Source organism: Kribbella sindirgiensis (genome assembly GCF_004331435.1).
GTDB lineage: Bacteria > Actinomycetota > Actinomycetes > Propionibacteriales > Kribbellaceae > Kribbella > Kribbella sindirgiensis.
This window is the reverse complement of sequence record NZ_SJKA01000005.1, coordinates 216,966-229,998: the sequence shown is the minus strand read 5'-3', so window position 1 is coordinate 229,998 and position 13,033 is coordinate 216,966. Positions and strand designations below refer to the sequence as shown.

Annotated in this window: 13 protein-coding genes; 10 read left to right on the top strand and 3 right to left on the bottom strand. The window is 69.8% G+C overall.

The genetic code is table 11. The features are described 5' to 3' along the window. Positions 1-104 precede the first annotated feature (104 nt). Positions 105-1,052 carry a type IV toxin-antitoxin system AbiEi family antitoxin domain-containing protein gene (locus E0H50_RS16130; protein WP_165547156.1) on the top strand — a complete coding sequence of 316 codons (948 nt, stop codon included), beginning with the start codon at positions 105-107 and terminating at the stop codon, positions 1,050-1,052. A gap of 28 nt (positions 1,053-1,080) precedes the next feature. Here E0H50_RS16130 and nadA read toward each other — a convergent pair whose 3' ends face one another. Continuing rightward, positions 1,081-2,262, bottom strand: coding sequence for a quinolinate synthase NadA (gene nadA, locus E0H50_RS16125; RefSeq protein WP_131288989.1), 1,182 nt, complete (start codon positions 2,260-2,262; stop codon positions 1,081-1,083). An 82-nt stretch (positions 2,263-2,344) separates the two neighbouring features. Here nadA and E0H50_RS16120 point away from each other — a divergent pair, with 82 nt between their 5' ends. The 8 genes from E0H50_RS16120 to E0H50_RS16085 all read left to right on the top strand — a co-directional run bounded on the left by E0H50_RS16120 (position 2,345) and on the right by E0H50_RS16085 (position 10,490). Further along, a complete protein-coding gene (locus E0H50_RS16120; protein ID WP_131288987.1) occupies positions 2,345-2,920 on the top strand; it encodes a nucleotidyltransferase family protein in 576 nt (191 codons plus the stop codon). Positions 2,921-2,971: 51 nt separating this feature from the next. Next, entirely contained in the window at positions 2,972-3,847 is an 876-nt protein-coding gene (locus E0H50_RS16115) for an AAA family ATPase (RefSeq protein WP_131288985.1), read from the top strand. 6 nt (positions 3,848-3,853) lie between these two features. Beyond that, positions 3,854-4,942, top strand: a complete 1,089-nt coding sequence (locus E0H50_RS16110; protein ID WP_131288983.1) for a vWA domain-containing protein — start codon at positions 3,854-3,856, stop codon at positions 4,940-4,942. After that, positions 4,935-6,050, top strand: coding sequence for an XdhC family protein (locus E0H50_RS16105; protein WP_131288981.1), 1,116 nt, complete (start codon positions 4,935-4,937; stop codon positions 6,048-6,050). The genes E0H50_RS16110 and E0H50_RS16105 overlap by 8 nt, the downstream gene beginning before the upstream one ends. A gap of 72 nt (positions 6,051-6,122) precedes the next feature. Next, the gene (locus E0H50_RS16100) at positions 6,123-6,611 is read left to right on the top strand and encodes a (2Fe-2S)-binding protein (RefSeq protein WP_131288979.1); all 489 of its coding nucleotides are present in this window, start codon (positions 6,123-6,125) and stop codon (positions 6,609-6,611) included. Further along, on the top strand, positions 6,608-8,992 hold the full coding sequence (locus tag E0H50_RS16095) for a xanthine dehydrogenase family protein molybdopterin-binding subunit (RefSeq protein WP_131288977.1): 2,385 nt from the start codon (positions 6,608-6,610) through the stop codon (positions 8,990-8,992). Before E0H50_RS16100 ends, E0H50_RS16095 begins: the two co-directional genes overlap by 4 nt. Then, a complete protein-coding gene (locus E0H50_RS16090) occupies positions 8,989-9,843 on the top strand; it encodes an FAD binding domain-containing protein (RefSeq protein ID WP_131288975.1) in 855 nt (284 codons plus the stop codon). Before E0H50_RS16095 ends, E0H50_RS16090 begins: the two co-directional genes overlap by 4 nt. Beyond that, complete coding sequence (locus E0H50_RS16085) at positions 9,840-10,490, top strand: SRPBCC family protein (RefSeq protein WP_131288973.1); 651 nt, start codon at positions 9,840-9,842, stop codon at positions 10,488-10,490. The genes E0H50_RS16090 and E0H50_RS16085 overlap by 4 nt, the downstream gene beginning before the upstream one ends. Positions 10,491-10,626: 136 nt before the next feature. Here the strand turns inward: E0H50_RS16085 and nfi are convergent, their stop codons facing one another. Next, positions 10,627-11,304 (bottom strand): deoxyribonuclease V, encoded by a 678-nt coding sequence (gene nfi, locus E0H50_RS16080; protein WP_131288971.1) that lies wholly within the window; start codon positions 11,302-11,304, stop codon positions 10,627-10,629. Continuing rightward, positions 11,304-11,762: a VOC family protein gene (locus tag E0H50_RS16075; protein ID WP_202868172.1), complete on the bottom strand. Its 459-nt coding sequence runs from the start codon at positions 11,760-11,762 to the stop codon at positions 11,304-11,306. Before E0H50_RS16075 ends, nfi begins: the two co-directional genes overlap by 1 nt. On the opposite strand from E0H50_RS16075, the gene E0H50_RS16070 reads away from it, so the two are divergent. Next, the gene (locus E0H50_RS16070; RefSeq protein WP_131288968.1) at positions 11,761-12,855 is read left to right on the top strand and encodes a glycerate kinase family protein; all 1,095 of its coding nucleotides are present in this window, start codon (positions 11,761-11,763) and stop codon (positions 12,853-12,855) included. The genes E0H50_RS16075 and E0H50_RS16070 overlap by 2 nt on opposite strands. The last annotated feature ends 178 nt before the right edge of the window (positions 12,856-13,033 follow it).

Sequence of the window (13,033 nt, the reverse complement as noted above, 5' to 3'; positions counted from 1 at the left end):
TAGAGAGGAGAACCCACAACGGCAGTGGATATCCCCTGGTGGAGTTGTCCACAGATCTGGGGTGAGGGCGCCCGGACGGGGGCAGATCGGTGGATGCTTGCTGCGTGAACGAACGGCTCAGACTGATCGCGGCGCACCAGGGCGGCGTGTTCAGCCGTCGGCAGGCGCTCGCCAGCGGATGTACCCACGAGCAGATCGTCCGCCACCTGCGGGACGGCAGCTGGGAACAGATCCGGCGCGGCCAGTACGCCGAGAAGCTCGACCTGGCTGCTCCGCCGCCATGGGAACGCGCCCGCTGGACGCATCTCCGCCAGATGCACGCGGTGATGAACGCGATCCGCGCGCGTTCTGTTGCCGTCAGCCATCAGTCGGCCTTGGTCCTGCACGGCCTGCCGACGTGGGGCCTCGATCTCGGCCGGGTGCACGTTACCCGGCTGGACGGACAGTCCGGTGGCCTCGTTGCCGGCGTACAGCATCACCTCGGCGTGCTGACTGCTGCCGACCTGACTGTTGTCGACGGCCGACTCGTGACCAGCGTGGCGCGTGCGGCCCTCGAATCCGCGTGTACGACATCGTTCGAGGTGGGGGTGGTGGGCTTCGACGCTGCTCTTCGCGCCGGCAACCTCGGCGAGGACGAAGTACAGCGCTTGCAGTCCGCGAGCACGTTCTGGCCCGGATCAGCAACGGCCCGCAGGGCACTGCGATTCGGGAACGGACTGGCCGAGTCGGTCGGTGAGTCGCGACTTCGCGTCCTTATGCATGAGCATGGGATGCCGGAGCCCAGGCTGCAGACCGAGTTCTACGATCGCCTCGGACTTGTTGGCCGGGTCGACTTCGACTTCGACGGGTACAACACGGTGGTCGAGTTCGACGGAGCGCTGAAGTACGGCGGCGGTTCTCCCGACGTGCTGATCCGGGAGAAACGCCGAGAGGACCGCCTCCGCGCCCTCGGTCTCACCGTCGTTCGCACCGACTGGTCTGACTTCGACCACCCCGCCGCGCTGGCTGCCGCCCTCCTCCGAACCCTCAACCGCCACCGCCGCCCCGCCTGACCATCGTGTCAGTGGTAGTCGGCGATGGTCAGTCGCGGGCGGTTTTGCCTGGGAGGGCGAGCATGCGGTCGAGGGCTACCTTGGCGTGGTGCTGGGTGTCGGGGTCGACCTTGATGGGGTTGACGACATGGCCGGCGACCAGGTTTTCGAGGGCCCAGACGAAGTGCGGGAGGTCGATGCGGTTCATCGTGGCGCAGTAGCAGACCGTCTTGTCGAGGAAGACGATGTTCTTGTCGGTGTGCTGCTTCGCGAGACGCTGGACCAGGTTGAGTTCGGTGCCGACGGCCCACGACGTACCGGGTTCGGCGGTCTCCAGGGCGTTGATGATGTACTCCGTCGAGCCGACCTGATCCGCCTTCGTGACCACCTCGTGGCGGCACTCGGGGTGGACGATGACGTTCACGCCGGGGACGCGGGCGCGGACGTCGTCGACGGACTCGGCGGTGAAGCGGCCGTGTACCGAGCAGTGCCCGCGCCACAGGATCATCTTCGCCGCGGCGAGCTGCTCGTTCGTCAGGCCGCCGTTCGGCTTGTGCGGGTCGTAGACCACGCAGTCGTCGAGCGACAGACCCAGCTGCAGTACGGCGGTGTTGCGGCCGAGGTGCTGATCCGGGAGGAACAGGACCTTCTCGCCCTGCTCGAACGCCCAGTTCAGCGCGGTCTCCGCGTTGCTCGACGTACACACGACGCCGCCGTTGCGGCCGCAGAACGCCTTGATGTCGGCGCTGGAGTTCATGTACGTGACCGGCACCGTCACATCCGCGACGCCGGCGTCGGCGAGCGCGTCCCAGGCGGCCTCGACCTGCTGGATGCGCGCCATGTCCGCCATCGAGCAGCCCGCCGCGAGGTCCGGCAGGATCACCGTCTGCTCGTCGTTGGTCAGGATGTCCGCGGACTCCGCCATGAAGTGCACACCGCAGAACACGATGTACGGCGCGTCCGGGCGAGCAGCGGCGTCGCGGGCGAGCTTGAACGAGTCACCGGTGACGTCCGCGAACTGGATCACCTCGTCGCGCTGGTAGTGGTGCCCGAGCACGAACACCTGATCGCCGAGCGCCGCCTTCGCCTTCAGGGCCCGCTCGACCAGGTCCGGGTCGGACGCCGGCGGGAGCGCGCCTGGGCACTCGACACCGCGCTCGGAGTGCGGGTCCGTGTTCTGCCCGAGGAACAGCAACGGAAGGGACTTCGAGCCGTCTGCGATCGTCGTCACGTCAGATATCGTCGCACGCCGATCGCGGCACGCCGCTTGGCACCCGTCACTGCTCAGAGTGTGAAATCAGTACGCTGCCGCTGTGAAGAGCGCAGGGCTGGTGCTGGCCGCGGGCGCCGGGCGCCGGATGGGTACGCCGAAGGCACTCGTCCGCGACGCCGCCGGAGTCACGTGGGCCGCCCGCACCGCCCGCCTACTCACCGAGGCAGGCTGCTCACCGGTCGTGGTAGTCGTCGGTGCAGCCGCGGATCAGGTGCGTGCGGAGCTGTCCGGCGAACCGGTCGAGGTTGTCGAGGCAACCGACTGGAACGAGGGGATGGGGGCATCACTTCGCGCCGGTCTTCGCTCGGCGGACGCGGTGTCGGAGGCGGTGGTTGTGCTTCCGGTGGATGTGCCTGGGGTGACGGTTGATGCGGTGCGGCGGGTGGTGGATCAGGCGGGGGATGACGCGCTGGTGCGAGCGACGTACGACGGGGCGCCTGGGCATCCGGTGGTGATCGGGCGGGACCACTGGGACGGGGTGATCGCGTCGGCGCGGGGTGACGAGGGGGCTCGGGGGTACTTGCGGGAACACGACGTCGTGCTGGTGGAGTGCGGGGATGTGGCTGACGGGGTGGACGTCGACACGGTGGGGGAATTGCCGCCCGGGCACGGGTGAGGGTTGGCGGTGAGGGTTGGCAAGGCCCGGAAGTAGGTGAATGCTGAAGGAGTGAGTGCCGTCGGCTCGGCGGGAGAACTGGCCGAGTGTCTGCGGGCGACCGGGTATCTAGCCGGAGAGGGCTTGGCCACGGTCGGGTATCTCGCGCTCGCGTTGCACCGCCCGTTGCTGCTCGAAGGCGAGCCGGGCACCGGCAAGACGTCACTCGCGTCGGCGCTGGCCGAGGCGCTCGACCTGGACCTGATCCGGCTGCAGTGCTACGAGGGCATCGACGCGTCGCAGGCGCTCTACGACTGGGACTTTCCCCGGCAGATCCTGCATCTGCGGACCGTCGAGGCGACGAGTTCCGACGCGGCGGTCGAAGAGGTCGAGAAGAGCCTGTTCGACGAACGGTTCCTGTTGTCGCGTCCGGTCCTGCGGGCGTTGCGCGAGAGTCCCGCCGTACTGCTCGTCGACGAGATCGACCGGGCCGACGACGAGTTCGAGGCGTTTCTGCTCGAGGTGCTGTCGACGTACGAGGTGACGATTCCGGAGCTCGGGACGATCACCGCCGAGGTACCGCCGATCGTGGTGCTGACGTCGAACCGGACCCGCGAGGTGCACGACGCGCTGAAGCGCCGGTGCCTGTACCACTGGATCGACCATCCGGGTCTGGCGCGTGAGATCGAGATCGTCCGGACGCGACTGCCCGAGGTGTCCGCGCGGCTCGCCGAACAGGTCACGCGGTCGGTGCAGCGGATGCGCGATCTCGACCTGCTCAAACCGCCCGGCGTCGCCGAGACCCTCGACTGGGCGCGAGCTCTCGACGCGCTCGGCGCCGACGTACTCGACGTGGAGACGGCGGCCGCGACGCTCGGCGCGGTCCTGAAGTACCGCGAGGACACCGACCGCGTCCGCGAATCGCTCGACCGTTTGCTGGCGAGCTGATCCCCGATGACCGAGCCGGACTTGGCGCTCACCGGTTTCGCGGCAGCCCTGCGCCACGCCGGCCTCCCGGTCACTGCCGATCGCGTACACCTCTTCCTCCAAGCGGTCGCGGCCCTCGACCCGACCCAGACCGCCGACGTGTACTGGGCCGGCCGCGCCGCCCTGTGCAGCGGCCCCGACGACACGGCCCGGTACGACGAGGTGTTCGCGGCCTGGTTCACCGGCGACCGATCGCGCGGCGTCGTCCCGAGCCGGACCCCGCAGTCCTCCGTCCAGGCGAACCTCGGCGAAGGAGCCGAAGGAACCGACGGCGACCACACCTTGAACGTCTCCGCGAGTACGACGGAAGTCCTCCGGCACCGCGACGTCGCCGAACTGTCTGCTGCCGACCGCGCCGAGCTCGCTCGCCTGTTCGGCACCCTCCGTCCGCAGATCCCGCTCCGCCGCGCGAACCGTCGCCGCCCGTCCCATCGCGGCGAGATCGACCCGCGCCGTACGCTGCGGGCCCAGCTGCGCCAGGTCGGCGAACCAGGCCGTGTCCGCTACCGCCGCCTGGGCGTGCGGCCGCGGCGCGTCGTCGTGCTGATCGACGTCTCCGGCTCCATGGGCCCGTACGCCGACAGTCTGCTGCGGCTCGCGCACGTGCTGGTCCAGCAGGCGCCGCGCTCGGTCGAGGTCTTCACGATCGGCACGCGGCTCACTCGCGTCACCCCGGCGCTGCGGCATCGCGATCCCGAGTTCGCGTTGCGGTTGGCGGGTGACGTCGTACCGGACTGGTCGGGTGGGACGCGGCTGGGTGAGGTGCTGAAGGTGTTCCTGGATCGCTGGGGCCAGCGCGGTACGGCGCGGCGGGCCGTCGTCGTGGTGTGCAGTGATGGGTGGGAGCGCGGTGACGCGTCGCTGCTCGGTGCGCAACTGCAGCGGCTGGCGGGGCTGGCGCATCGCGTGGTGTGGCTCAATCCGCATCGCGGCAAGCGCGGGTACGAGCCGGTGCAGGCCGGGATCGTCGCCGTACTGCCGCACCTGGACGACCTCGTCGCCGGGCACAGCCTGGCCAGCTTCGCCGAACTCCTGGAGGTGGTGGCCGATGCGTGACGTGCTCGACAAGCTGCTGGCGTGGTGGCAGGCCGGCGAATCGGTTGCCGTCGGCACCGTTGTCGCGACGTTCGACTCGGCGCCGCGGCCGCCGGGCGCGGTGATGCTGGTCGGGCCTGAGCTGGAGGTGGTCGGCAGCGTGTCGGGCGGCTGCGTCGAGGGCGCGGTCTACCAGCTCGGCGAGGAGATCCTCGCGTCGGGCGAGCCGGTGCTGCAACGGTACGGCGTGAGCGACGAGTCGGCGTTCGCGGTCGGCCTCACCTGCGGCGGCATCCTCGACATCTTCGTCGAGAAGATCGACCGCACGACGTTCCCCGAACTGGAGGACGTGGCAGCAGACATCGCCGAGGGCCGCCCGGTCGCGGTCGCCACCGTCGTCGCCCACCCAGACCCGGCACGCCTCGGCCGTCGCCTGATCATCCGCCCGGACGCGTCGGGCGGAGGGCTCGGTTCGGATCGGGCTGATGATGCGGTGCTGGACGATGCACGCGGATTGTTGGCAAATGGACGATCGGAGACGTTGGAGTACGGGCCGGACGGGCAGCGGCGGGGGGAGGGGATGCGGGTTTTCGTGTCGTCGTACGCGCCGGTGCCGCGGTTGCTGGTGTTCGGGGCGATCGACTTCGCGGCGGCGGTCGGACGGCTCGGCGCGTTCCTCGGGTACCGGGTGACGGTGTGCGACGCGCGCGCGGTGTTCGCGACCGCGTCCCGTTTTCCCTTCGCCGACGAGGTGATTGTCGACTGGCCGCACCGGTACCTGTCCGGTGAGGCGGCGGCCGGCCGGATCGACGACCGGACGGTGATCTGCGTACTGACGCACGACCCGAAGTTCGACGTACCGCTGCTGGAGGTCGCGTTGCGGCTGCCGCAGGTCGCCTACATCGGCGCGATGGGCTCGCGGCGCACGCACGACGACCGGCTGAAGCGGTTGCGGGAAGCGGGACTGACCGAGGCGGAAGTGGCGCGACTGTCGAGCCCGATCGGCCTCGACCTCGGCGCCCGGACGCCGGAGGAGACCGCGGTGAGTATCGCCGCCGAGATCATCGCCCAGCGCTGGGGTGGCGCCGGGCAACGACTCTCCGCGGCAGCAGGACCCATCCACCACTGAAATCTTGTGGTGCACATCACAACAGGAGCAGGATCAAACGTACGGCGATAGCTGACATCTGGAGGCGGGGCGATGACCCGGATCACGGTCAAGGTCGACGGAAGCAGCTTCACTGACGAAGTGGAGCCGCGCACGCTGCTCGTGCTGTATCTGCGCGAGCAACTGGGGAAGACGGGCACCGTGGTCGGTTGCGACACCGGCAACTGCGGCGCCTGTACGGTCCATCTGGACGGGCGGAGTGTGAAGTCCTGCTCGTTGCTCGCGGTCCAGGCAGACGGTCACGAGATCACCACCATCGAAGGTCTCGCGACGAACGGCGAGCTGCACCCGATGCAGCAGGCCTTCCACGAGAACCACGCCCTGCAGTGCGGATACTGCACACCAGGCATGATCATGCAATCCATCGATCTGATTGCCGACAATCCGAATCCGAGTGAAGACGACATCCGGCTCGGGCTGGAGGGCAACCTCTGCCGCTGCACCGGCTACCAGAACATCGTCAAGGCGGTCCAAGCCGCGGCGGCGGCACCTCAGCCCAGCGCGGCCGGAGGTGCACAATGACCGCCACCGAGGAACGTCCGGCGGCCGAGATCGGCGCCTCCCGCCGGCGCAAGGAGGACGCCCGGCTGATCACCGGCCGGACCCGCTGGACCGACAACATCGTGCTGCCCGGTCTGCAGCACATCGCGATGGTGCGCAGCCCGTTCGCGCACGCCCGGATCACGTCGATCGACACCGAGGCCGCGAAAGCGTCGACCGGGGTCGTCGCGGTGATCACCGGCGCCGATATCGCCGACGAGCAGGGCGCGCTGCCGAACGCGTGGGCCGTCATCCCCGACCAGAAGGCGCCCGTGCACCTGTCGATGGCGGTCGATCACGTCGCGTTCGCCGGTGAGATCGTCGCGATGGTCGTGGCCCGGACGGCGGCCGAGGCGAACGACGCCGCCGACCTCGTCGACGTCGACTACGAAGAACTCGAACCGGCCCTCGAACTGAAGGCCGCCGCCCGCGACGAGGTGATCGCGCATCCGGATCTCGGGACGAACGTGTCCGCGGTGTGGTCCTACGACTCGGCCGAGTCCGGCACCGGCGGCGACGTCGAGGCGGCGATCGCGGCCGCCCGCGACGGCGGCATCGTGATCGAGCAGGAGTTCCGCCAGCAGCGGCTGATCCCGGCGTTCATGGAGCCGCGGTCGATTGTCGTCGATCCGACAACCGAACAGATGACCGTCTGGTCGTCGACCCAGGTACCGCATTTCGTGAAGATCTTCATCGCGCTCGTGCTCGGCATCCCGGAGAGCAAGATCCGGGTGATCGCGCCGGACGTCGGCGGCGGGTTCGGCGGCAAGCTGCAGTTCACCCCGGAGGAAGTCCTCACGGTCATCGCGGCCCGGCGTACCGGAAAGCCCTGTAAGTACACCGAATCCAGGTCCGAGTCGTTGATGGCCGCGCACCACGGCCGGGACCAGTGGCAGCAGCTCACACTGGCCGCGAACGCCGACGGCACGGTCACCGGGCTGAAGGTCGAGCTGATCGCCGACATGGGCGCGTACCTCGGCCTGGTCACCTCGGCGATCCCGCTGCTCGGGGCGTTCATGTACAACGGGATCTACAAGTTCCCGGCGTACCACCTCGGCATCACCAACGTGTTCACGAACAAGACGTGGACCGACGCGTACCGCGGCGCCGGCCGGCCCGAGGCGACGTACGCGATCGAGCGCCTGATGGACGAGCTCGCCGCCAGGGTCGGCGTCGACGCGCTCGAGATCCGCGAGCGGAACTGGATCAAGCACGAGGAGTTCCCGTTCTCGACGGTGTCCGGGCTGCGCTACGACTCCGGCAACTACGAGGCGGCGACCGCGAAGGCGCGCGAGCTGTTCGGGTACGACGACCTGCGGGCCGAGCAACGCAAGCGCCGCGAGTCCGGCGACCCGGTGCAGCTCGGGATCGGCGTCTCGACGTTCACCGAGATGTGCGGCCTGGCCCCGTCCCGCTGGCTCGGCTCGATGGGGTACGTCGGCGGCGGCTGGGAGCACGCCGCGGTCCGGATGCTGCCGACCGGGAAGGTCGAGGTGGTCACCGGGACGAGTCCGCACGGGCAGGGACACGAGACTGCGTGGAGTCAGCTGGTCGCGGACCGGCTGGGCGTGGCGTTCGAGGATGTCGAAGTACTGCACGGTGACACCCAGGTCGCGGTCCGCGGGCTGGACACGTACGGATCGCGGTCGCTGGCCGTCGGCGGTATGGCGGTGCTGGCGGCCGCGGACAAGGTGATCGAGAAGGCGAAGCCGATCGCGGCGCAGCTGCTGGAGGCGAACGCGGACGACCTCGACTTCAGCGGCGGCCGGTACGGCGTGCGCGGGACCGATGCCGGGATGACGATGGCCGAGCTCGCGTTCGCGGTGTTCCAGGGGCACAAGCTCGACGGCTCGGCCGAAGGGTGCCTGGACGCCGACGCGACCCTCGACCCGGACGACTTCTCGTTCCCGCACGGCACGCACCTGTGCGCGGTCGAGGTCGACACCGAGACCGGTGCCTCGAAGATCCGGTCGTACGTCTGCGTCGACGATGTCGGCGTGGTGGTGAACCCGATGATCGTCGAGGGGCAGGTGCACGGCGGTCTCGCGCAGGGCATCGCGCAGGCGCTGTACGAGGAAGCGGTGCACGACGACTCCGGGACGCTGGTCACCGGGTCGTTCGACCAGTACACGTTGCCCGGAGCACCTGATTTGCCGAGCTTCGAGGCGGCGCGGACCGAGACGCCCGCGACGACGAACCAGCTGGGCGTGAAGGGCGTCGGCGAGGCCGGGACGATCGCGTCCACGCCGGCTGTCGTCAATGCGATTGTCGACGCTCTTCGGCCGCTCGGCGTCACGGACGTGCCGATGCCGTGTACGCCGTACCGCGTCTGGACCGCCATCCAGGAAGGGAGCCGGTCATGATCCCGGCGGCGTTCGAGTACTTCGCCCCCGCGACCGTCGACGAGGCGCTGGGGTTGCTGCGCGAGCACTCCGACGCGAAGGTGCTCGCGGGCGGGCAGAGCCTGATGCCGGCGCTGCGGTTGCGGCTGGCGGCGCCCGAGGTGATTGTCGACATTCAGAAGATCGACGATCTGCGGGGCGTCCGGGACGACGGCGACGCGCTGGTGATCGGCGCCATGACCCCGCACAGCACCGTGGAGTCGGATCCGCTGGTGGCCGAGCACGCGCGGCTGATCGCGCTGGCCACGGCGACGGTCGGCGATCCGCAGATCCGGCATCGCGGCACGTTCGGCGGATCGCTCGCGCATGCGGATCCGGCGGCGGACCTGCCCGCGGTCGCGGTCGCGCTGGAAGCGTCGTTCGTGATCGCGGGAGCCGACGGCCGGCGGACCGTGCCGGCCGCGGAGTTCTTCGAGGGCGTGTTCAGTACGGCGCTCGGCGAGGACGAGCTGCTCGTCGAGGTACGGGTGCCGAAGTACACCGGCTGGGGGGCGCACTACGAGAAGTTCAACCGGGTCGCGCAGGGCTGGTCGATCGTGTCGGTCGCGGCGGCGGTGCGGCTGGACGGCGACTCGATCGCGGAGGCGCGGGTCGGGCTCGGCAACATGGGCCCGACGCCGATCCGGGCGACCGCGGTCGAGGCGGCTCTCGTCGGGCAGCCCGCGACCGCGGACGCCGTACGGGAGGCCGCGGCGCGAGCGGCGGACGGGACGTCTCCGGTGACCGATATCAACGGTGACGCCGACTACCGCCGGCATCTCGCGACGGTGCTCACCCGGCGGGCGGTCCTGGCTGCGGCGGGTACCGCGTGAAGCTCGAGCACAAGTTCGTCGTACCGGCGCCGATCGAGCAGACCTGGGCCGCGTTCAACGACCTCGAACGGGTGGTGCCGTGTTTTCCCGGCGCCACCCTGACGGCGTACGAAGGTGACGACTTCACCGGCTCGTGCAAGGTGAAGCTCGGGCCGGTGTCGCTGCAGTACTCCGGCACCGGCACCTTCGTCGAGCGCGACGAGGCAGCTCACCACGCGGTCATCGAGGCGAAGGGCAAGGACCGCAGAGGCAACGGTACGGCGAGCGCCCGCGTCACCGCCCGCCTGGCGAGCACCACGGACGGCTCCACCGAGGTCACCGTCGACACCGACCTGACCATCACCGGCCGCCCCGCCCAGTTCGGCCGCGGCCTGATCCAGGACGTCTCCAACAAACTCCTGGACCAGTTCACCACCTGCCTGAAAACCAAGCTGGACACCGAACCACCAGCGCCGCCTGAAGAACCCGAGCCGGCAGGCGCGGACTCGTCGCCACCGCGGACCGAACGCACCGAAGCGACCGAGGCGGATGAGGTCGTCCTCGATCTCGGCGGCGCGGTCCTCCCCGCCCTGGCCCGCCGCGCAGCGCCGTACCTGATCGGCGCCGTCCTCGCCCTGCTCCTTCGCAGGCTGCTCACCCGCGGATGAGGAGGGTTGGGGAGGGTTCCACCCCCGAATCGGGAAGAAAACCTCCCCAACCCGTGCGCATCGATCCCCGCGCACCCGCTCGGACCGGTTGGCGGCCAGCGGCGACGCGTCGCCAACTCGTGCCTCCCGGGGCACGTCACTCGTGCGACAGCTCTTCTCGGCAGGCCCGGTCCGCGAGCCTCGTTGTTTCCGGCAGCCGATAGTGCGGCGTCAGCCGCAGCACCTGCGCGACCGCGGTCGGCAAAGTCACTCGGTGGCCGACGGACACGTAGATCGGCTTGATCCCGTCCTGCGTACGCACCGCCGCGCCCACCACCTCGCCGTCGTCGACGAGCTCAGCCGTCGCCCCGCGCTCCCGCGCGAGCTCCCCGTGCGACCCGACGAACGTCGTTTTCGCGGCGCCGATCGCCGGGATGCCTGTCAGCACGCCGAGATGGCACGCCAACCCGAACCGTCGCGGATGTGCGAGCCCCTGCCCGTCACACACGAGCAAGTCCGGCGTCGTCCCGAGCTGCTCCAGCCCCGCGAGCAACGCCGGCACCTCCCGGAACGCGAACAATCCCGGCACATACGGGAACGTCGTCTCGCCGCGCACGACCGCGCGATCAACCTCGGCGAGCGACTCCCCATCAAGTACGACAACAGCAGCCGCGAGCCGATCCCCCTCGTACGCGACGTCCAGCCCGGCGACGTACCGAGGTGTCGTGCCGAGGTCGGTTGCGTCGACCAGCCCCCGCAACTCCTCCTGCACAGCAACCGCATCAGCAGCCGTCACCGGCCACTCCCGCTGTACGGCGGATGTCGGCCGCTGCATCAGCCGAAGGTCGGTGCGCCGGTGGGTGGCCACTCGACGAGTTCGATGCGGTAGCCGTCGGGGTCCATGAGCCAGGACGTTTTCGGTCCGTCGTCGCCGTGTACTACCGGCTCACCGGGTTGAAGGCCGGCCTTCGCCAGCCGGGCCGTGGTGTCGGTCAGCGACTCGACCTCGATCGCGAGGTGCTCGAACCCGCCGGCCGTGACCGGCCCGTCGGCGGGACGATGCACCAGCTCGAGCGACACCGACGCCTCACCCGGCAGGCGCAACCACACCAGGCTGGACCCGTCCTCGAACGGGATCGTGTTGAGCTCGACGTACCCGACCGCGGCGTAGAACGCGAGCGATCGCTCCAGGTCACTCACCCGCAGCGCGAACAGGATGGTTTTCACCCGCACGATCCAACTGGTGGCACTCGGCGCCGTCAACCGGATCCGGGTGGGAGAGGATGTGGCCATGCGGATTCTGATTGCGCCGGACAAGTTCGCGGGGACGCTGACAGCCGTGGAGGCCGCGGCGGCCATCGAGGAAGGGTGGCGGCGGCGGGACCCTGGTGCCGAGGTGCTGGTCGCGCCGATGGCCGACGGCGGTCCGGGCTTCATCGACGTACTGTCCGCGGTCGTCGACGGGAAGTTGCTGTCGGTCACCGTCCGCGGACCGCTCGGTGAGGAGACTCCCGCGACGGTCCTGTTGGCGGGCGAGACGGCGTACGTCGAGACCGCGCAGGCGTGCGGTTTGCACCTGGTGGAGCCGAAGCAGCGGCGCCCCGAGGAAGCGAGCACGTACGGCGTCGGGCAGCTGATCACCGCGGCCGTCGACGCCGGCGCGAAGCGGATCATCCTCGGGCTCGGAGGATCCGGTACGAACGACGCCGGCGCGGGTCTGCTCGCTGCTCTGGGCGCAACGGCCGATGCTGGGCGGTTGGATGCTGGGGCTGCGGGACTGGCAGGGCTGGAGGCCGTGGACCTGGGGCCGGCTCGCGAGCGGGTGGCCGGTGTTGAGTTCGTTGCGGCCAGTGATGTGGAGAACCCGATGCTCGGGCTGCGCGGTGCGACGAACGTGTTCGGGTCGCAGAAGGGGATCACGGACGAGCGCAAGCCCGAGGTCGACGGCTGGCTGACGCACTTCGCGGAGCTGGCCGACCGGAAGACCGCGGACAAGAAGGGTGCGGGGGCCGCGGGCGGGCTCGGGTACGCGCTGCTGCTGCTCGGCGCCGAGCGGGTCTCCGGCATCGATCTGGTCGCGGAACTGACCGGGCTCAAGCACAAGGCGTCGCAGGTCGACCTGGTCATCAGCGGCGAAGGCGCGTTCGACTTCCAGTCCCGCGACGGCAAGGTGATCGCCGGCGTCGCGAAGGTCGCGAACGACGCGATGCGCCCGTGCGTCGTCCTCGCGGGCAAGGTCCTGATCGGCTCCCGCGAGATGCGGTCGATGGGTGTCGAGTCGGCGTACGCGCTGGTCGACGCGGTCGGCGAGGAGCAGGCGTTCGCGGACCCGCACGGCTCGCTCGCGGCGGTCGCGGAGCGTGTCGCCCGCACCTGGGCCCGCTGAATCGGGCCGCGGCGGCGCCGGCCGGGGATGATCGATCCGTGGCCGGGGTAGTTGATCTGCGAAATTGGTGTGCGACCATGGGAATGAGCGCGGGCCGGGCGGTGTTGGCCTGTGTTGACAAGAGACTTCCGTGCCGACGGAGCTGTACTGGGCTGTACGCCGGCACTTGAGCAGATGA